The sequence below is a fragment of the Flavobacterium daemonense genome, from assembly GCF_007341385.1.
GTDB lineage: Bacteria > Bacteroidota > Bacteroidia > Flavobacteriales > Flavobacteriaceae > Flavobacterium > Flavobacterium daemonense.
Map to the genome: position 1 here is coordinate 485210 of NZ_VJYD01000002.1, position 18516 is coordinate 503725.

Here is an 18516-nt window from a genome sequence, read left to right on the forward strand (position 1 = left end):
TTTTTAATGTTTTTAAAAGCCTATTTTCTCATTTGCCTTGTCGTATACTTCTTTTACCTTTTTTGGAGTATCAAAGCGATAACCTGCAGAAAGTTTCAAAGTGACAATATTATCATTCAATCTGGGATCTACTTTCTCATCTTGAGAAAAACTTACAGCATTAAGAGTTCCAAAAGCAAAGAAACGATCATTATTATACGCCAATTTTAAATTGAAATCGGCTTGATATAAAGCTGAGGTATCTCCGTCAGTATTGTTTATTCCTGCACCTACGCCGAGTCCTGCACCAATTAAAATACGGTCACTTATTACAAAATTATAAAAATAAGATGGAGCAAGAGTAAATACATACATATCACCAGGTGATGAATCGGGTGAATTTAAGTCTATATTAGTGTAATAAAACGAAAAAGTTGGAATGAAACTGCCGGAACTCTTCGTTTGCCATTCATTTTGGCTTACCAGTGTTTTAAAAGAAAATTTATCATTAAAAATATACGATGTTGATCCTCCAATTTTTGTGGTTCGCATATCGGGCAATTGTGCTGTTATATTGTCTTCACTAATATAAAATCCTTTTTGGTTTATGAAAGTGAAAGACTGCATCCATTTTTTGTAATAAAAGCGTGTATTGAAATTAAAGTTTTTTGAATGCGAATCTCCGGTGTTTCCGCCTAGAAATTTGGGTGCAAAACCAATTGTAACGTCAATAATTTTATAATTTAAGTTGAAACCAATCTGTTCTCTTCTATTCGGAATAAGATCGAGAAAGATTTTAGGTTCTTCTTTATCTGAAGCAATTTGAAAACTATTTGAAGTATCTAAATAATAAATGCTCCCAGTAATTTTATCATTGTATGATTTAAAATACGGATTTTGTAGCGTATCATTTTGGGCAAAACACCCAAAAACGCTGACAAAAAACGCTATGTAAATCATTTTTAAATCCATTCGCGCGGGTTTTCCAAAACATTCACTAATTTCTCTTCGTCGCTTCCTGCTTCTGCATGATGATCATAAACCCATTGCACATGCGGAGGCAAACTCATTAAAATACTTTCAATTCTTCCGTTCGTTTTTAAACCGAATAAAGTTCCTTTGTCATGAACTAGATTAAACTCCACATAACGGCCGCGACGGATTTCCTGCCAGTTTCTGTTTTCCGGAGTATATGCTAAATTTTTTCTTCTTTCCACAATCGGAACATAAGCTTCCAGGAAACTATTCCCAACTTCGGTTACAAAATCATACCAGTTTTCCATTGACATTTGCTCATTTGCTTTGCAATAATCAAAGAATAAACCGCCAATTCCGCGGGCTTCGTTTCTATGGGCATTCCAGAAATACGAATCGCATTGTTTTTTATATTTCGGATAAAATTCTGGATTGTGTTTGTCACAAGCAGTTTTACAAGTTTGATGAAAGTGTTTTGCGTCTTCTTCAAACAAATAATAGGGCGTTAAATCTTGTCCGCCACCAAACCATTGTTCGATTACTTTTCCAGACTCGTCATACATTTCAAAATAACGCCAGTTTGCGTGAACTGTTGGCGTCATTGGATTCTTTGGGTGTAAAACCAAACTCAATCCACAGGCAAAAAAATCGGCTTCACCAACACCAAACATTTTTTGCATCGTTTCAGGAAGTTTTCCATGAACAGCTGAAATGTTTACACCGCCTTTTTCGAAAACATTTCCATTTTCAATAACGCGTGTTCTTCCACCTCCGCCTTCAGGACGTTTCCAAAGATCTTCACGGAATTTTGTTGTTCCGTCAACGGCTTCTAATCCAGCGCAGATTTGGTCTTGTAAGTTTTGTATGTATGCGTAAAATTTATCTTTCATGTTTTTATTTTTCTGGAAAAGTATCATGATATTTGAATGCTACATTCATATCAATTACTAGTGTTGTATCTTTTTTAAAAATCGTTACAAATCTTGAATTTGCTTTTTTTAATAATGAATCTCCTATTTCAGCTTTTTCCCAAAGAATAGAATAAGCATATATATGACTTGAATCCTTTAGGGTAAATTTGGGCGACATATGGTTATCTTTATCTAAATATCTTTTTACAATTAATCCAGAAAAATTTGCATCAAACATATATTTATACGCGTCTCTACTAATTTTGGCTTCGTTTGAAAAATACGAGCATGTACTAACAACTATTGCAAAAAAGCACATTGCTAAAAATCCTTGATATATCGGATTTAATTTTTTTAAATCAAAATCTAAGATCGCGGTTAAAATTTTTTCAAAAGAACTCATTTTTAACTTTGTCTAACTTTGTCTTTCTTGTTTAATATATTCTGATTTAAGCAATCCGAAGTAGAGGGTGTTTTGTAATGTGCCATCACCGTTTCTAAATTCGTCTCTTAAAATTCCTTCTTTTTTAAAATTGTGTTTTAATGCAATTCGTTGGCTTGCTAAGTTTACCTCTGAAGTACAGATAAAAACTTTATTAAGCTTCAATTCATTGAAACAGAAATCGAGCGCATTAGAAACCATTTTGGATGTAATGCCTTTTCCTTGAAAATCTTCGTCAATAAAATAACCTAATTCACATTTTGAAATGCGGTAATCGATGGTTTTTACGCATAAATACCCAATTAGATCATTTGTTTTTATTTCTCGGGCGAAGAAATAATATCCTTCACTATTTCTTTCTTTGTCTTTATTGACTGAGATAAAATTTTCTGCTTTTTCTGGTGAGTCAGAATTAGCTAGTGTTACAGGGAAAGTTTTTCCAATGTGATTTTTATTCTTATCAATCAGTTTATAAAACTCTTTAGGAAGAATATTTTCAATTCGGTCTGTTTTCCAATCTGTAAAAATCATTTTTATTTGTTTTTTAGAGAAGCAATTTTAGCATTAATTCCGAAAGAAAAAACTTTGCTTTCTTGTTGGATATATTGATAAATGGCTAAGGCTTTGTCTTGAAAATCATAACTCTCATTTTTGGAGAATTCGATTAAAATATCTCCAAATTGCTCTAAATGTTCCCAATCAAAATGAAGCTGTATTAATAATGTTATTAAATCTTCATTTGTTTGACTGGTCAAAGTTTCGAAGTTCAGCTCAATTTCTTTTAGCTTATTTTCGACTTCTGTTTTTTGTAAATCATTTAAAGGATAAGGAACATAAATAAGAGTTCGTAACGTCTTGAGGACGTTATCAATTCTAATTTTTTCTTCGTCTCTTAAACCTTTATTGAGCATTTTTTAAGTTGTTGGTTGTCGGTTTATGGTTGATAGTATTTTTATCCAACAACTATCAACCATAAACAATCAACTATATTATTGTCCGTATTCTTTAACTGCGTCAATAAACGCTTTTGCGTGATCTACAGGGATATTTGGTAAAATTCCGTGACCTAAATTTACAATATATTTATCTTTTCCGAACTCGTCGATCATTTCATGAACCATTTTCTTGATAGTCGGAATTGGAGAAAGCAATCTTGACGGATCAAAGTTTCCTTGCAAAGTAATATTTCCACCAGACAAATAACGGGCATTTCTTGCCGAGCAAGTCCAGTCAACTCCTAATGCAGAAGCTTTGCTTTTACCCATATCGCCAAGCGCAAACCAACAACCTTTTCCGAAAACAATAACTGGAGTAATTTCAGCTAAAGCGTCAACAATCTGGTTGATGTATTTCCATGAAAATTCCTGATAATCAACTGGAGAAAGCATTCCTCCCCAAGAATCAAAAATCTGAACGGCATTTACTCCTGATTTTACTTTTTCTTTTAAGTATAAAATTGTTGTATCTGTGATTTTTTGCAATAAAGTATGCGCTGCAACCGGATTTGAAAAGCAGAAACCTTTTGCAGTATCAAAACTTTTAGAGCCTTTTCCTTCAACTGCATAACAGAAAATTGTCCATGGTGAACCAGCGAAACCAATTAATGGCACTTCGTCGTTCAACATTTCTTTAGTCAATTTTACAGCATCAAAAACGTAGCCTAAAGTTTCATTTACATCTGGAACAAAAACCTGATTTACTTGCTCCATTGTACGAATTGGATTTGGAATGATTGGTCCCAAATTATCTTTCAATTCTACGTGAATTCCCATTGCGCGAGGCACTACCAAAATATCCGAAAATAAAATCGCAGCATCTGGAGCAATTCTACGGATTGGCTGAACCGTAATTTCAGCAGCTAATTCTGGAGTTTCGCAACGCGTAAAAAAATCATATTTATCACGAAGTTCTCTAAATTCTGGTAAATATCTTCCTGCTTGGCGCATCATCCATACTGGTGGACGCTGCACTGTTTCTCCTTTTAATGCTTTTAAAAATAGGTCGTTTTTTAACATTTTTTTCTTTGCTTTAGGCTTTAAGCTTTAGGCTTTAAGCTTGTTTAACTATGATTTTTTTGCTTATGGCTTACTGCCTAAGGCTTATTGCTTACTTATATTCGTGAATTACATCTTCGATAACATCTTCAATTGTAGGCTGATCTGCGATGATGATATTCTTTGTTATTTTTGATAAAGCTTCTGCAGTGGTTTCACCGATACAAAAGCAGATTTGTTTATTTATGGTATTGTCTTTCAGATAACTTTTAACTCCAGACGGACTAAAAAACAAAATCGCTTCTGGATTTGCTTTTATTTTTTGAGGTTGCAGCGTAGTTTCGTAAACCTGAATTTCATTGAATTTAATTCCGTTTTCTTTTAAAGCTTCTGGCAAAGTATCTCTTCTTAGGTTTCCACTGAAAAAAGTATAGCTTTCATTTCCATAAATTAAAGTGATAATTTCTGCCAAATCAGATGCGTAACCTGTGTAAGCCACAACATTAAATCCGTTTTCAGATAAAAGAAACTTTGTCTTTAAGCCAACGCAATACACGTTTTTGCTTTTCAATTCTTCTGATTTTGGATTGGATAAAACGCTGTGAACGGCGTTCTGGCTCGTAAAAATTAAACTTTCGTTGAGGTTTTTAAGTTCGAAAGCTTTGTTTTCAGTTTTGATAAAATCGGCTTCGATTACTTCTAAACCCGCTTTTGTCAACTCTTGCTTTTGAAGGGGAGATAATATTTTAGTGGATAATATTTGAATTGATTTCGCCATTATTTTTTCAAGGATTCTTTGATTTTCTGCATTAATTCTGTTCCGCCATTATTCAGAATCTCCTGAGCCGAATGAAAACCTAATTTTTTCCATTCCGAAATATCAACCGTTTTATTGATTTCTAGTTTTTGTTTTCCGTCGATAGAAAGTAAAACTCCTTGAAAATGTAAAGTGTCCTCGTCTTCGTTATACGTTACCAAAGCTCCAATTGGTGCGGTACATCCGCCTTCAAGGGTTCTTAAAAACTGACGTTCGATATACGTGCAGATTTCCGTTTCAATATCATTCAACTGCGAAAGCGCATCTAGCGTATAATTGTCATTTTCCATTGCTACAACCAACATTGCTCCTTGTGCCGGCGCCGGGATCATCCAATCTAGATTGATGAAATTTTCAGGTTTTAAGTTGATTCGCTCTAAACCTGCAGCTGCAAAAACAGCTCCGTCCCAGTTGTTATCTTGTAACTTTTGCATACGAGTATTTACGTTTCCACGTAAATCAACCACCGTATGGTTAGGATATTTGTTGAACCATTGTGCCTGACGTCTAAGACTTCCGGTCGCAATAGTACTTGGATTTGTAAAATCTGGATTTCCTTTATGAACCAAAATATCCAAAACATTCGCTCTTGGTAAAACAGCACCTTGAACGATACCTTTTGGTAAAGCAGTTGGAACATCTTTCATGGAATGTACCGCAATATCAATATCGCCGTTAATCATTGCAATGTCAAGCGTTTTGGTAAAAATTCCTGTGATACCTAACTCATAAAGAGGTTTGTCCAGAATAATATCGCCTTGAGATTTTACGGCAACAATCGAGGTTTTATAACCTAAATCGTTCAGTTTTTTCTCGACAGTATGTGCTTGCCAAAGTGCTAATTCGCTATCGCGCGTTCCAATTCTGATTGTTTTTTCAGCCATGTTTTTTTATTTTACCATTAAGGGCATTAAGAGAATTAAGTCAATCTTTGTCAAGAAAATTAAGCTTAACTTTTTTAATATTTTAATGGTTAAATTTAATCTATTAATCTTGCGAAATGATCATTCACAAGAGGTTTCATTGATTTTGTAATGTTTGTTGTGTTGAAATTTATCAATAGTCCTTGAGGTCTTTGCAATAATTTCATATAAGTTAATAATTGAGCTTCGTGAATAGGCAAAATATTTTCAATTGCTTTTAATTCAACAACGACGCAATCATTAACCAATAGATCTATTCTTAAATCAGATTCAAATTCAAGATCGTAATAATCAATTTTAACAGATAATTGTTGTTTTACATCATATCCGTTTTGTTCTAATTCGTATTTGAGGCACTTCTCATATATACTTTCTAAAAGTCCAGGTCCTAAAGCTTTGTGCACTTTTATCGCAAAACCTGTAATTTCATAAGCCAATTGTGTTACCTCTTTTTTTGTCATAGAACTTATTGTTTACCATTTTTCTTTTTTTACCATTAAGAGATTAAGTTAATTAAGCTTTATGTTCAAAAACTACTTGGCTTAATTTTCTTCGACAAAGCTTGGACTTAATTTTCTTAATGTCTTAATGGTAAAAACAACTAAGATGCTTTTATTTTGAAGACTTTCTCGATCCATTCGATGCTTTCATCGACCATGGTGTCGTCGTCTTTTAAATGATTGGCAAAATGAGTAGTGATTTTCTGGATGATTCTGTTGCTGATGATTTCTGCTTGTTCTTCGTTAAAATCAGCAATTTTTTTGCTTTGAAAATCTAATTCCGAGTTTTTGATCGCGTTTAGTTTTTCTTTTAAGGCGTTAATTGTTGGGGCAAATTTTCTGCCTTTCATCCAGATTACAAATTCTTCTTTGATTTCTTCAATAATAGCTTCGGCTGCTGGAATGTGTAATTTTCTGTTTTCCAATGTTTCATCCGTCAATTGTGACAAATAATCCATGTGAATCAACGTTACGCCTTCTAATTCCTCCACGTTTTCATGAACGTTTTTCGGAATAGACAAATCCAGAATTAACAAAGGTTTTTTAAGATTTAAAATTGCTTTGTCAACCGTTGGGTTTTGCGCGCCAGTTGCTACAACAACAACATCGGCTTTTTGAAGTTCTAAATGAAGTTCCGAATAATCTTTAACAATCAGATTCAGTTTTCCGGCTAATTTCTCCGCCTTGTCTTTCGTTCTGTTGATTAAAGTAATGTGTTCATTTTTAGTGTGTTTTACTAAATTCTCGCAAGTATTTCTTCCGATTTTTCCAGTTCCGAAAAGTAAGATGTTTTTATTGCCGATATCTTCAACATTCTTCAAAATGTATTGTACCGAAGCAAAAGAAACAGAAGTAGCGCCAGAACTGATTTCAGTTTCATTTTTAATTCTTTTGCTTGCCTGAATCACAGCATTCACCAATCTTTCCATAAAAGCATTGGCCAATCCCATTGATTTTGAATGTGTAAAAGAAGTTTTGATTTGCGAAATAATTTCAAAATCACCAAGAATCTGACTATCTAAACCAGTTCCTACGCGGAAGATATGATTAATCGCTTCCTGATTTTTATAAACGAAACCAACTTTTTGAAAAGCGTCAACAGAACCGTTGCTGTTGTCGCAGATAAGTTTTATTAATTGAAATGGATGTTCAGCAAAACCGTAAATCTCAGTTCTGTTGCAAGTTGAAGTAACTATTAAACTTTCTATTCCATCGTTTTTAGCTTGTTCAAGCAAACGCGTTTTAGCAATTGCGTCCAAACTAAATTGACCTCTCACCTCAGCATCAGCTTTTTTATAACTCAATCCAACTGAGTAAAAATAAAGGTGTTTCGGTACATTATTGTTTTCCATAAATTCATCTACATAGAGTGCAACAAAATTATTACTATACCGCTGATAAAAATAACGCTAAAAGTACTTTTTATATCGCTGTATGTTTTTTTGGACCTAAATAGGTGTTTTTGAGTAAAAAGGACTATTTTTGTAGCAAAATCAACTCATTTGAAGCAATTAGTTTAGAGTGATTCTAAATAACATTTTGACTTCGTTTTGATTTTCGTTTCAAAAAAATATCGCTATGAGTTCTCAAGAAGTTATAAAAATTGAAGACGACTTTACGCTGATCCGTTTTCAAAATGATAGTTTGGAGCCATTTTATGCGCAGCATGAAATTGGTACTGGCTTGATACAGTTTCACTTCGGAATAAAAGGCAATGCTAAATTTTTGTTCAATCAAGGCAATTATGCTTTAGAATTGAAAGAAGAAAAATCGCTGCTTTTGTACAATCCGCAGAAAGAATTACCGCTTAATTTAGAATTGGCACCAAATTCTTGGGTGATTTCGGTAATTGTTTCTATTAAAAAATTTCATGCACTATTTTCTGCAGAAGCCGATTATATTACTTTTTTAAGCCCTGATAATAAGGACAAAAAGTATTATAACGAAGGAAATATCAGTCCGTCAATGGCAATTGTTTTGAGTCAGTTGTTCCATTATAATCTTCATCCGTCTATAAAAAACCTTTATTATAAAGGAAAAGGATACGAATTGTTGAGCCTGTATTTCAACAGAACAGAAGATCCAAATGCTGAACAATGTCCGTTTTTGATTGATGAAGATAACGTTCTAAAAATTCGGAGAGCCAAAGAAATTATCATCGCCAATATGGCTGAACCGCCAGGATTACAAGAACTAGCAGATGAAATTGGCTTGAATTTGAAGAAACTTAAAATGGGTTTCAAACAAATTTATGGCGATACAGTTTACGGTTTCCTATTCGATTACAAAATGGATTTCGCTCGAAAACTTTTGGACAGCGGTTCTTATAATGTAAATGAAGTTGGACTTAAAATTGGGTACAGCACGGGAAGTCATTTCATTGCGGCGTTTAAGAAAAAGTTTGCCACAACTCCAAAGAAATATTTGATGTCGATAAATGCGAATGTATAGGTTTTCCGCCACTCCGATAGCTATCAAGATCACAAATTAGCACAAATTAAAATCTGCTAAATCAGTATAATCTGTGGGCCATTACACGAACAAATCAATTTTCGATATTCAACAATAATCAAAAAGTAATAATTATCATATTTCGCAAAAGAAGCAAGTTCTACTTTTGCCGAAATTTTTAAAACATATAAAAAGCTTAAAGCCTAGTGCTTAAAGCCTAAAGCAAAAAACATGAAAGGCGTATTATTAATAAACTTAGGATCTCCAGATAGTCCAACACCAAAAGATGTAAAACCTTATTTAGACGAATTTTTAATGGATAAATACGTGATCGACGTTCCGTATTTATTGAGAGCATTTTTGGTTCGCGGTATTATTTTAAGAAAAAGACCAGAAGAATCGGCACATGCGTATTCGAAAATTTGGTGGGAAGAAGGTTCGCCTTTAATCGTCCTTTCTGAAAGAATGCACAAAAAAGTACAGCCTTTAGCCAATGTTCCAGTTGAATTGGCAATGCGTTACGGATCAATGACAATCGAAAAAGGTTTACAGAAGTTACACGATCAAGGCGTGACAGAAGTTTTGCTTTTCCCGCTTTATCCGCAATATGCGATGGCTTCGACTTTGACTATTTTAGTTTTGGCAGAAGAAATTCGCAAAGCGAAATTCCCTCACATGAAATTCTCAGATGTTCCAGCGTTTTTCAACAAACCGGATTACATCAAAAACGTAGCGGACTCAATCAAAAATCATTTGCGTGATTTCGATTATGATCAATTGGTGTTTTCTTACCACGGAATCCCTGAACGCCACGTGCGCAAAACTGACAAAACAAAATCACATAAAAAATTCGTAACCAACGAAATGTGCTGTGAAGTGGGAACTCCAGAAGCGGAATTCTGCTACAGAACACATTGTTACGAAACAACTCGCTTGGTTGTTGAACAATTGGGAATTCCAAAAGACAAATATTGCGTGACTTTCCAGTCAAGATTGGCGGGCGATAAATGGCTTGAACCATATACCGATGTCGAAATTGACAATATGCCAGCAAGAGGAATCAAGAAAATCGCGGTTGTAACCCCAGCTTTCGTTACCGATTGTTTAGAAACTTTAGAGGAAATCGCGATGCGCGCCAAAGAAGATTTTGAAGCAAATGGAGGCGAAGAATTCTTGGCAATTCCGTGTTTGAATGACGATGACGAATGGTGCGAGACAGTTTCTAATTGGATTAATGATTGGGCTAAATAATATTTGTTTCAGGTTTGAAGTTTCAAGTTTTTCTCAAAGTTGATTAACTTGAAACCTGAAACCTGAAACCTGAAACAAAATAATAATGGAATATTACAATTATCTAAAATCACTGCATCTTATATTTGTGATTACTTGGTTTGCGGGTTTGTTTTATATTGTGCGTTTGTTTGTGTATCAAATCGAGGCAAATGAAAAACCTTCGCCAGAAAAAGAAATTCTACAGGCGCAATATAAAATAATGGCCTATCGTTTGTGGTACATTATTACATGGCCGTCGGCGGTGTTGGCGAGTATTTTTGCTTTTTGGATGTTGCTCTTTACAGATGCTGGGCATATTTGGCTTACACAATCATGGATGCATGTGAAATTATGTTTCGTTTTCCTTTTATATTTATATCACGGAAAATGTCATCAGATTTTTAAACAACTGCAAAGAGGTGAGGTAAAATATTCCAATAATTTTATGCGTTTGTGGAACGAAGGCGCAACGATTATTTTGTTTGCCGTTGTCTTTTTAGTAGTTTTAAAAAGTGCCATCAATTGGATTTTCGGCGTAATCGGAATTATATTGTTTTCGGTTTTAATTATGCTGGGTTTCCGTTTTTATAAGCGTATTCGTGAGAAGAAATAAAAAAGTTGCCACGAATTTCACCAATTAGCACGAATTAGGTTTGATGCTTTTTGCGACAGATTAAATAGATTTTAATGATTTTTTAGCGAGGAGTATAATCCTATTAATCATTTTAATCTGTGGCAGAAAAAAATAATTAGCGTAAATTCGTGTAATTGCTTTGCCTGTTCGCTATCGCTCGGGTCGTGGCAAAAAAGAAAATTATGTTTAACAACTTCAAAATGTCAATGCTTTCACTTCGTACCAGGATTTTCCTGTCGATGATTGTATTGATTGTTGTGGCATCTTTTTTATTGGCTTCGATTTCGATTATTCAGTTTAAGACTGAGGCTAAAGAATATCATCAAGAACGTTTAGAACGAAAAGAAAATGCAGTTAAAGAGCATATCAATTATGTGCTTTCGACTACTACTTATCCGCTGAAAACTCAGAATCTGGATTTGATTTTTAAAGATAAAATCCATGAACTAGCGCAGATTCACAAAATTGAAATCAATATTTACAGTCTTGACGGAAAACTTCTAAAATCGTCAAAAGAGTCTTTTGCAGTTGATAAAGCGCCTCCGCCAATTCCTGAATATATTTTGAAATTAGTCCGTTCCTCGATTGAAAAGCGTTTTGTAGACATTAAAACGATCGACGGCGTTAAAAACCGATCTTCGTACAGTTTGATCAAAGATGAAAAATTCAAACCACTAGGAATCCTGAATCTTCCCTATTTAGAAGACGACGGCTATTATGACAATGAGCTGAATACCTTTTTAATTCGCTTAAGTCAAGTCTATTCTTTCATGCTGATTGTGGCTTTTGGATTAGCTTATTTCCTTTCAACTTATATCACAAAGTCGCTTAAAACAATTTCAGACCGTTTAGAAGAAACCAATTTGGATCAGAAAAATGAGAAAATTGTATTAGAAGCGAATAGTAAAGAAGTCAACTTTCTGATTAAAGCCTATAACGGAATGGTGGACAAACTCGAAACCAGCGCCATAAAATTAGCGCAAAGCGAGCGTGAAGAAGCGTGGCGTGAAATGGCAAAACAGGTAGCGCATGAAATTAAAAATCCGCTTACGCCGATGCGTTTGACGGTTCAAAGTTTCCAGAGAAAGTTTGATCCTTCAGCTCCTGATGTCAAACAGAAAATGAATGATTACTCAGAAACTTTAATTCAGCAAATTGATACGATGACGGCGGTAGCTTCGGCGTTTTCGAACTTTGCTTCGATGCCGGCGCAGCAAAACGAAACCTTGAATGTTGTTGAGGTTGTCGAATTGGCTTTGGATATTTTCAACGAAGATTATATTGTCTTTGAAAAAGAAGAAGAAGAAATTATTTCTAAAATGGATCGTACGCAATTGATTCGTGTGATTACCAATTTGGTTAAAAATGCAACACAAGCCATTCCGGAAAGCCAGTTTCAAAAATCAATAGTTGTTTCGGTTAAACGAATAAATAACAATGTTGAAATTGACGTAAAAGACAACGGAATTGGAATCCAGAAACAAGATATCGGCCGAATTTTCGAACCAAAATTCACCACTAAAACCAGCGGTATGGGACTTGGACTCGGAATTATAAAAAACATTATAGAAAATTACAAAGGAACAATTACCTTTGAGTCAACTTACGGAAAAGGCACCACTTTTAGGGTTTCTTTGCCTATTACAAACTCATAAAATCAGCGTCATGAATTACGAAAATATTTTAATTGCTATTGAAGAAAAAATTGCAACAATTACAATCAACAGACCGGCTAAATTGAATGCTTTAAACAAAGAAACCATCAGTGACCTGAGTAAAGCAATCAAATTATTGAGCAAAAATGATGATGTTCGCGCGATAATTTTAACTGGAAGCGGTGAAAAAGCTTTTGTAGCCGGAGCCGATATTTCGGAATTTGCAAATTATACAATTGTTGAAGGCGCACAATTAGCGGCGGAAGGTCAGGAATTGTTATTTGATTTTATCCAAAATCTTAAAAAACCGGTAATTGCAGCAGTAAATGGTTTTGCACTTGGAGGCGGATTAGAATTAGCAATGGCTTGTCATTTTAGAGTAGCTTCAGACAATGCAAAAATGGGATTGCCAGAAGTGACTTTAGGTTTGATTCCGGGTTACGGTGGAACACAACGTTTGCCGCAATTAGTTGGAAAAGGACGTGCAATGGAAATGATTATGACTGCAGCGATGATTTCTGCTGAAGAAGCAAAACAATACGGTTTGGTAAATCATGTTGTACCTCAAACAGAACTTCTATCGTTTACAACTACTATTGCCCAAAAAATCATTAAAAATGCTCCGTTTGCAATCGCAAAAGCAATTAAAGCAATCAACGCTAATTTTGAAGATGGCAAAAACGGATTTGATACCGAAATTAAATCATTCGGAAAATGTTTCGGAACACAGGATTTTAAAGAAGGAACCACGGCATTTTTAGAAAAACGTAAAGCTGAATTTACAGGAAAATAATTTTTTTTCTAACCGCAAAGGTCGCAAGGGATTACACAAAGCACGCAAGAAAATTTAAAAACTTAGCGAACATTGCGTAAATCTTTGCGACCTTTGCGGTTAAAATAATAGACAAAGATTGTAAAATCTTAGTCCCTCAGCATCTCAGAACCTTAGCACCTTTAAAAAAAATGTACGAACCAATATTTGCCCTTTTTTGTGAACGAGTTAAAGAAAGCATCCAAAACGGAACTTTCGCAAAATTGACTTTGGCAAAAACTATGGGCGACACCGAAATAAAAAACATCTATTTCAGACTTGTTCTGAATGAAGACAATACATTCTCTATTTCATTGACTTCCCGTTATAAAACAGAAGAAATCGAAAGCATTCATACTTTAGATGAAGCTTTGATGATTTTAGGAACTTACATCAAAAAGCCTTTCTTAACAGCACTTTTATTTACAACAGACAACGACGTTACGTTCAAAGTAAATAAAAAGAACGCCGGAAGTATTATCGAACAACCTCCGACATTTAAAAATGCTTCGCCAGTAATGCTGGAAATGATTGAGAAGGGGATTGTGTAAATAATTTAAGTTACTTTTTTGTCAGGCTGAGCGAAGTCGAAGCCCCGCAAAGTGATTCAGCAAACGGGCTTCGACTTCGCTCAGCCTGACAAAAGCATAAGTCTTTGTGTTTTTCTGCGAAACTTTTGGTGAATCTTTGCGAAATAACCTTAAACCAGCTTCACAAACAAATTTGAAGCGATTTTATTAGAAATCGACAATTCCTTGCCGTCAACATTAATTCGGACAGATAAATCGAAGGATTCTTTAGAGAGAAATTCGATCTTAGACCCCAAAGCAATTCCTTGTTTGTCCAGATATTTCAGGAATTCAGAAGAAGTGTCTTTTACGCCTACACAAACTCCCGTTTGACTTTCTTCTAATTCAGACAAAAGCTGTTTTTCGATTTTAATTATTCGTCCATTTGCGTCTGGAATCGGGTCGCCGTGTGGATCTTCTGTCGGATTTCCTAGAAAATCATCCAAACGGTTAATCAATTGTTCCGATTTGATGTGTTCCAATTGTTCGGCAATTTCATGAACCTCATCCCAGCTGAAATTTAGTTTTTCAACTAAAAAAACTTCCCATAAACGATGTTTTCTAACAATCATTTTAGCAGCAAGTTTTCCGTTTTCGGTCAACGAAACCCCTTGGTATTTTTTATAATTCACTAAATCCTTTTCTGCCAGCTTTTTAAGCATATCAGTAACCGATGATGCTTTCGTTTCCATCATTTCAGCAATAGCATTTGTGCTCACTTCGGTTTCTAAAGCTGCCGTGAGGTGGTATATTGATTTTAAGTAGTTTTCTTCTGAAAAAGTCATTTTTTTTAAAGATTCTAAGGTTCTAAGATACTGAGGTTCTAAGTTTAAAGATTCCAAAATAAAATCTCAGCATCTTAGAACCTTAGCAACTATTTTACTATCAACAAAGGTATCGAAATTTTATGTCGCAGTTTATCTACGGTTGTACCAAAAAGAATATCTTTTAATCCAGTATGGCCGTGGGTTCCCATGACGAGAATGTCAAAATTGCCTTCGTTTATGATTTTCGGAATTACATTGTTGGGTTTTCCAAATCCAAGCTCGGTTTTGATTTTGAATCCTTTTTTCGAAAGCATATCTTGATATTCTAATAATAATTTTTCATCTATTGTGGTTTCATGATCATGAACGTTTACGCCGTACATTAATGCACCGACGGTTTCTACAATGTGGATTAGCGTGTATTGTGTTTCGTTTCCGCCCAATTCAAAAGCTTTGTTTAAAGCAGCTTCATCAGCTTTTGAAAAATCGACAGAAATCGCAATGTTTTGAATGCTGTGGCTTTCTTTTGGTGTAAATTGAAGTTTCAGATTATGAGGCGAATGATTGACGGTTTTCAATTTTGCTTTTGCAATAAAAGGTTTGAAAACGATGTATAAAAGTAAAGCCAAGAACCCAAAAGCTAGCGGAACAACGGTAAACCAAAGAACCACTGGATGATTTGAATTTTCAAGCCATGACGTAATTTCGTCGTAAACTAATTTTGCATTCAGCGAAACAATGATTGAAGCGATAATCCAGGAAAGAATTTGTGTGGTTCTTGAAATATGGAATCCATTCATTTTTGATTTGTCGCTTACGAAATGAATTAGCGGAATAATAGCAAATCCTAATTGAAGACTCAAAACGACTTGGCTCAAAATCAATAATTTTCCTGTAACGCTTTCGCCATAGATATAAATCACGACTAAGGCCGGCACGATGGCGATTAAGCGCGTTATAATGCGTCGTACCCAAGGTTGAATACGCAAATGCAAATAACCTTCCATAACGATTTGTCCAGCTAGCGTTCCCGTTACGGTTGAACTTTGTCCTGCGGCGATTAAGGCAATTGCAAATAATCTCGGAGCCCATTTGTTTCCTAATAAAGGTTCTAGAAATTTGTGAGCATCTTGAATTTCACCGACTTCAAACATTCCGTTTTTATGGAAGGTAGCTGCCGCCAAAATTAAAATTGCGGCGTTTACGAAAAAGGCTAAATTTAATGCAATTGTAGAGTCGATTAAGTTGTATTTCAACGCTTGCTTGATTCCGGCTGGCGTTCGATCAAATTTTCTGGTTTGCACCAAAGACGAGTGCAGATAAAGATTGTGAGGCATTACAGTGGCTCCAATAATTCCGATTGCGATGTACAAGGCAGCCGAATTTGGAATAGAAGGAACAAGTCCGCTGATGATTTTATGAATTTCTGGTTCGGCAAAAATCATTTCGAAAATGAATGAAAACCCAATAATCGCAACTAAAGCGATTATGAATGCTTCCATTTTACGAATTCCTTTATTGATTAAGAACAATAGGAGGAAAGTGTCCAGAACGGTAATTAAAACACCTTCAAGCAATGGAATTCCAAATAAAAGATTAATTCCGATCGCCATTCCGAGTACTTCGGCTAGATCACAGGCGGCAATGGCTATTTCTGCCAGAAAATATAAAATGTAATTGATGTATTTTGAATAGGTTTCTCGTGAAGCTTGTGCGAGATCGCGTTGTGTCACGATTCCCAGACGCGCGCTTAAACTCTGCAGAAGCAACGCCATTAAGTTACTCATCAATAAAACCCAGACAAGCGTATAACCAAATTGGCTTCCGCCGGCAATATCTGTCGCCCAGTTTCCGGGATCCATATATCCCACGCTGACTAAGTAGGCGGGACCCAAAAAGGCTAAAATTTTCCTGAATCCGGTTTTTTTATGTTCTGTAGCAACCGATTGGTTTACTTCTTCTAAAGATTTGGTCATTTTAAAAAATGTTGTTTTAACAAATATATAGAAAAATCATATTCGTATAACAATATTTTTAGGCGAGTCTAAAACTTAGATGTTAGAATTCAAACAATTCGGGCACAATCCAGACAAAGTAAAATTGATCTCTTTCACTTTGTAATTATGAGGCATAATATAACTCGGTTTTACATTTTCGAGGCAAGTAATTTCGTGGCAGTTTTCACAGCTAAAATGAGCATGGTTGTGTATGTGAACACGCTGATTAGAATGGTTACATTTTGCGTATTTTACCGTTCCGTCGAGGTTGGAAATTTTGTGCACAATATCATCATTAACTAGACGGTCAAGAATTCTATAAATGGTGACGCGATCGCAAACATCGTTCAATTGTTTTTGAATTTCTGAATGTGATAATGCGGTCTTTGATTTCTCAAAAATCTCTAAAACGGCTGTCTTTGCTGTGGTGTTGCGTGTAGCTTTCATTTTTTTAAATTAAAAATTTTATCGCAACAATGTTGCAATTGATAAAATTGTGATATATTTGCAACTAAATTGCATTAAGCAAATATAGAAAAATATGAAGAAAATAACGGCATCTTTTTATGATATTTTAGGGATCTCAAGCGCGACATTTTGCCTTGTCCATTGTTTGCTTTTTCCTATTTTGACCATCCTTCCTTTAGGACTAATTCACAATCCAATAATCGATTTGATTTTTGCTTCTTTCGGTTTATTTGCAGTAATCAAAATTATAAAAAAATCATCGCTTTTGGTGTCGTCAATTTTGGTTGTTTCGATGAGTCTAATTTGGATCAGTATTTTGAGTGAAATAGTTTTTGAGATGCATCTTGATCTAATTTACTTAGGAGGAATCGGAATGATCATTGGACATTTGTTGAATTACAAGTTACACAAAAAAGAAAATCATTAAAAAATAAGATTATGAAACAGAAAGATTTTGAAGTGATTATCATTGGCGGAAGTTATAGTGGGCTTTCTGCAGCAATGAGTTTGGGACGTTCCCTTCGTCAAGTTTTGGTGATCGACAGCGGTTTGCCTTGCAACAGACAAACACCTCATTCTCATAATTTCATTACGCAAGATGGTGAAAAGCCGGCGGTTATTTCGGCGAAAGCCAAATTACAAGTTGATTTTTACAAAACCGTTCATTTTTATAACGGATTTGCTGTAAAAGCAATCAAAAAAGACAAAGGATTTGAAGTTGTAACTGAATCTGGTGAAACTTTCAATTCACGCAAAATCTTGTTCGCAAGCGGAGTCAAAGATTTGTTTCCGGAGATAAAAGGTTTTGCAGATTGTTGGGGGATTTCGGTTTTGCATTGTCCGTATTGTCATGGTTATGAAGTGAAAAACGAAAAAACAGCGATTATTGCAAATGGCGAAATGGCTTTTGAATACGCTAAATTAATCTCAAACTGGACGAAAGATTTGAGATTGTGCACAAATGGAAAATCAGATTTGACTTTGGAACAAACTCAAATTCTGAAGAAAAAAGGTATTTCAATTTTTGAAGAAGAAATAGATTCGTTTGAACATAATGAAGGATATGTTTCGAATATCGTTTTCAAAAATCAGGAAAAAGTTGAAGTAAAAGCCATTTATGCTAGACCGCCATTCGAACAACATTGTTCATTACCAGCAAATTTAGGGTGCGATATAAATGAACAAGGTTTATTAAAAGTCGATGCCATGCAAAAAACAAATATTCAGGGAATTTATGCGAGTGGAGATTGCACCACTCAAATGCGATCTGTGGCGATTGCAATTTCTACTGGTTCTTTCGCCGGAGCGGTTATAAATAAAGATCTTGTTGATGAAGATTTTGCTTGATGAA

21 protein-coding genes are annotated in these 18516 nt (G+C 34.9%); 8 read left to right on the forward strand and 13 right to left on the reverse strand.

The genetic code is table 11. The features are described from left to right. Window positions 1–12 precede the first annotated feature (12 nt). The 10 genes from FND99_RS04385 to hemA form a co-directional block, all read right to left on the reverse strand. Window positions 13–939 (reverse strand): DUF4421 family protein, encoded by a 927-nt coding sequence (locus FND99_RS04385; RefSeq protein ID WP_246074169.1) that lies wholly within the window; start codon window positions 937–939, stop codon window positions 13–15. 2 nt (window positions 940–941) lie between these two features. Beyond that, window positions 942–1844 (reverse strand): oxygen-dependent coproporphyrinogen oxidase, encoded by a 903-nt coding sequence (gene hemF, locus FND99_RS04390; RefSeq protein ID WP_144336761.1) that lies wholly within the window; start codon window positions 1842–1844, stop codon window positions 942–944. A 4-nt stretch (window positions 1845–1848) separates the two neighbouring features. Beyond that, window positions 1849–2268 carry a hypothetical protein gene (locus FND99_RS04395; RefSeq protein ID WP_144336762.1) on the reverse strand — a complete coding sequence of 140 codons (420 nt, stop codon included), beginning with the start codon at window positions 2266–2268 and terminating at the stop codon, window positions 1849–1851. A 12-nt stretch (window positions 2269–2280) separates the two neighbouring features. Next, complete coding sequence (locus tag FND99_RS04400) at window positions 2281–2838, reverse strand: GNAT family N-acetyltransferase (RefSeq protein WP_144336763.1); 558 nt, start codon at window positions 2836–2838, stop codon at window positions 2281–2283. A 2-nt stretch (window positions 2839–2840) separates the two neighbouring features. Next, a complete protein-coding gene (locus tag FND99_RS04405; protein ID WP_144336764.1) occupies window positions 2841–3218 on the reverse strand; it encodes a hypothetical protein in 378 nt (125 codons plus the stop codon). A gap of 78 nt (window positions 3219–3296) precedes the next feature. Continuing rightward, on the reverse strand, window positions 3297–4322 hold the full coding sequence (hemE, locus tag FND99_RS04410) for a uroporphyrinogen decarboxylase (protein WP_144336765.1): 1026 nt from the start codon (window positions 4320–4322) through the stop codon (window positions 3297–3299). Window positions 4323–4413: 91 nt separating this feature from the next. Next, window positions 4414–5079, reverse strand: a complete 666-nt coding sequence (locus FND99_RS04415; RefSeq protein WP_144336766.1) for a uroporphyrinogen-III synthase — start codon at window positions 5077–5079, stop codon at window positions 4414–4416. Beyond that, window positions 5079–6002, reverse strand: a complete 924-nt coding sequence (hemC, locus tag FND99_RS04420; RefSeq protein WP_144336767.1) for a hydroxymethylbilane synthase — start codon at window positions 6000–6002, stop codon at window positions 5079–5081. The genes FND99_RS04415 and hemC overlap by 1 nt, the downstream gene beginning before the upstream one ends. A gap of 95 nt (window positions 6003–6097) precedes the next feature. Further along, a complete protein-coding gene (locus tag FND99_RS04425; protein WP_144336768.1) occupies window positions 6098–6502 on the reverse strand; it encodes a GxxExxY protein in 405 nt (134 codons plus the stop codon). A 140-nt stretch (window positions 6503–6642) separates the two neighbouring features. Then, window positions 6643–7893, reverse strand: a complete 1251-nt coding sequence (gene hemA, locus FND99_RS04430) for a glutamyl-tRNA reductase (RefSeq protein ID WP_144336769.1) — start codon at window positions 7891–7893, stop codon at window positions 6643–6645. Window positions 7894–8119: 226 nt separating this feature from the next. On the opposite strand from hemA, the gene FND99_RS04435 reads away from it, so the two are divergent. The 6 genes from FND99_RS04435 to FND99_RS04460 all read left to right on the forward strand — a co-directional run bounded on the left by FND99_RS04435 (window position 8120) and on the right by FND99_RS04460 (window position 13915). Continuing rightward, window positions 8120–8992: a helix-turn-helix domain-containing protein gene (locus FND99_RS04435; RefSeq protein WP_144336770.1), complete on the forward strand. Its 873-nt coding sequence runs from the start codon at window positions 8120–8122 to the stop codon at window positions 8990–8992. A 231-nt stretch (window positions 8993–9223) separates the two neighbouring features. After that, window positions 9224–10243, forward strand: coding sequence for a ferrochelatase (gene hemH / locus FND99_RS04440; protein ID WP_144336771.1), 1020 nt, complete (start codon window positions 9224–9226; stop codon window positions 10241–10243). An 85-nt stretch (window positions 10244–10328) separates the two neighbouring features. Further along, window positions 10329–10877 (forward strand): CopD family protein, encoded by a 549-nt coding sequence (locus tag FND99_RS04445; RefSeq protein WP_144336772.1) that lies wholly within the window; start codon window positions 10329–10331, stop codon window positions 10875–10877. 260 nt (window positions 10878–11137) lie between these two features. Next, the gene (locus tag FND99_RS04450) at window positions 11138–12553 is read left to right on the forward strand and encodes an ATP-binding protein (RefSeq protein ID WP_144336809.1); all 1416 of its coding nucleotides are present in this window, start codon (window positions 11138–11140) and stop codon (window positions 12551–12553) included. 10 nt (window positions 12554–12563) lie between these two features. Continuing rightward, complete coding sequence (locus tag FND99_RS04455) at window positions 12564–13346, forward strand: enoyl-CoA hydratase/isomerase family protein (RefSeq protein WP_144336773.1); 783 nt, start codon at window positions 12564–12566, stop codon at window positions 13344–13346. A gap of 170 nt (window positions 13347–13516) precedes the next feature. Further along, on the forward strand, window positions 13517–13915 hold the full coding sequence (locus FND99_RS04460; protein ID WP_144336774.1) for a hypothetical protein: 399 nt from the start codon (window positions 13517–13519) through the stop codon (window positions 13913–13915). Window positions 13916–14064: 149 nt separating this feature from the next. On the opposite strand, the gene FND99_RS04465 is transcribed toward FND99_RS04460, so the two are convergent. The 3 genes from FND99_RS04465 to FND99_RS04475 form a co-directional block, all read right to left on the reverse strand. Further along, on the reverse strand, window positions 14065–14718 hold the full coding sequence (locus FND99_RS04465) for a metal-dependent transcriptional regulator (protein ID WP_144336775.1): 654 nt from the start codon (window positions 14716–14718) through the stop codon (window positions 14065–14067). An 89-nt stretch (window positions 14719–14807) separates the two neighbouring features. After that, window positions 14808–16676, reverse strand: a complete 1869-nt coding sequence (locus FND99_RS04470) for an Nramp family divalent metal transporter (RefSeq protein ID WP_144336776.1) — start codon at window positions 16674–16676, stop codon at window positions 14808–14810. Between the two features lie 75 nt (window positions 16677–16751). Continuing rightward, a complete protein-coding gene (locus FND99_RS04475) occupies window positions 16752–17144 on the reverse strand; it encodes a Fur family transcriptional regulator (RefSeq protein WP_144336777.1) in 393 nt (130 codons plus the stop codon). Between the two features lie 94 nt (window positions 17145–17238). Here FND99_RS04475 and FND99_RS04480 point away from each other — a divergent pair, with 94 nt between their 5' ends. Both FND99_RS04480 and FND99_RS04485 read left to right on the forward strand, forming a co-directional pair. After that, window positions 17239–17592, forward strand: coding sequence for a MerC domain-containing protein (locus tag FND99_RS04480; protein ID WP_144336778.1), 354 nt, complete (start codon window positions 17239–17241; stop codon window positions 17590–17592). Between the two features lie 11 nt (window positions 17593–17603). Continuing rightward, window positions 17604–18512, forward strand: a complete 909-nt coding sequence (locus tag FND99_RS04485) for an NAD(P)/FAD-dependent oxidoreductase (protein WP_144336779.1) — start codon at window positions 17604–17606, stop codon at window positions 18510–18512. Window positions 18513–18516 lie beyond the last annotated feature (4 nt).

Excerpts from the sequence above, each read along its gene's own strand:
- hemA (WP_144336769.1), bottom strand. The coding sequence starts at position 7,893 with ATGGAAAACAATAATGTACCGAAACACCTTTATTTTTACTCAGTTGGA.
- FND99_RS04415 (WP_144336766.1), bottom strand. The coding sequence starts at position 5,079 with ATGGCGAAATCAATTCAAATATTATCCACTAAAATATTATCTCCCCTT.
- FND99_RS04480 (WP_144336778.1), top strand. The coding sequence starts at position 17,239 with ATGAAGAAAATAACGGCATCTTTTTATGATATTTTAGGGATCTCAAGC.
- FND99_RS04445 (WP_144336772.1), top strand. The coding sequence starts at position 10,329 with ATGGAATATTACAATTATCTAAAATCACTGCATCTTATATTTGTGATT.
- hemE (WP_144336765.1), bottom strand. The coding sequence starts at position 4,322 with ATGTTAAAAAACGACCTATTTTTAAAAGCATTAAAAGGAGAAACAGTG.
- FND99_RS04435 (WP_144336770.1), top strand. The coding sequence starts at position 8,120 with ATGAGTTCTCAAGAAGTTATAAAAATTGAAGACGACTTTACGCTGATC.
- FND99_RS04395 (WP_144336762.1), bottom strand. The coding sequence starts at position 2,268 with ATGAGTTCTTTTGAAAAAATTTTAACCGCGATCTTAGATTTTGATTTA.
- FND99_RS04455 (WP_144336773.1), top strand. The coding sequence starts at position 12,564 with ATGAATTACGAAAATATTTTAATTGCTATTGAAGAAAAAATTGCAACA.
- FND99_RS04475 (WP_144336777.1), bottom strand. The coding sequence starts at position 17,144 with ATGAAAGCTACACGCAACACCACAGCAAAGACAGCCGTTTTAGAGATT.
- FND99_RS04405 (WP_144336764.1), bottom strand. The coding sequence starts at position 3,218 with ATGCTCAATAAAGGTTTAAGAGACGAAGAAAAAATTAGAATTGATAAC.
- hemC (WP_144336767.1), bottom strand. The coding sequence starts at position 6,002 with ATGGCTGAAAAAACAATCAGAATTGGAACGCGCGATAGCGAATTAGCA.
- FND99_RS04460 (WP_144336774.1), top strand. The coding sequence starts at position 13,517 with ATGTACGAACCAATATTTGCCCTTTTTTGTGAACGAGTTAAAGAAAGC.
- FND99_RS04465 (WP_144336775.1), bottom strand. The coding sequence starts at position 14,718 with ATGACTTTTTCAGAAGAAAACTACTTAAAATCAATATACCACCTCACG.
- hemF (WP_144336761.1), bottom strand. The coding sequence starts at position 1,844 with ATGAAAGATAAATTTTACGCATACATACAAAACTTACAAGACCAAATC.
- FND99_RS04450 (WP_144336809.1), top strand. The coding sequence starts at position 11,138 with ATGATTGTATTGATTGTTGTGGCATCTTTTTTATTGGCTTCGATTTCG.
- FND99_RS04425 (WP_144336768.1), bottom strand. The coding sequence starts at position 6,502 with ATGACAAAAAAAGAGGTAACACAATTGGCTTATGAAATTACAGGTTTT.
- FND99_RS04400 (WP_144336763.1), bottom strand. The coding sequence starts at position 2,838 with ATGATTTTTACAGATTGGAAAACAGACCGAATTGAAAATATTCTTCCT.
- FND99_RS04385 (WP_246074169.1), bottom strand. The coding sequence starts at position 939 with ATGATTTACATAGCGTTTTTTGTCAGCGTTTTTGGGTGTTTTGCCCAA.
- FND99_RS04485 (WP_144336779.1), top strand. The coding sequence starts at position 17,604 with ATGAAACAGAAAGATTTTGAAGTGATTATCATTGGCGGAAGTTATAGT.
- FND99_RS04470 (WP_144336776.1), bottom strand. The coding sequence starts at position 16,676 with ATGACCAAATCTTTAGAAGAAGTAAACCAATCGGTTGCTACAGAACAT.
- hemH (WP_144336771.1), top strand. The coding sequence starts at position 9,224 with ATGAAAGGCGTATTATTAATAAACTTAGGATCTCCAGATAGTCCAACA.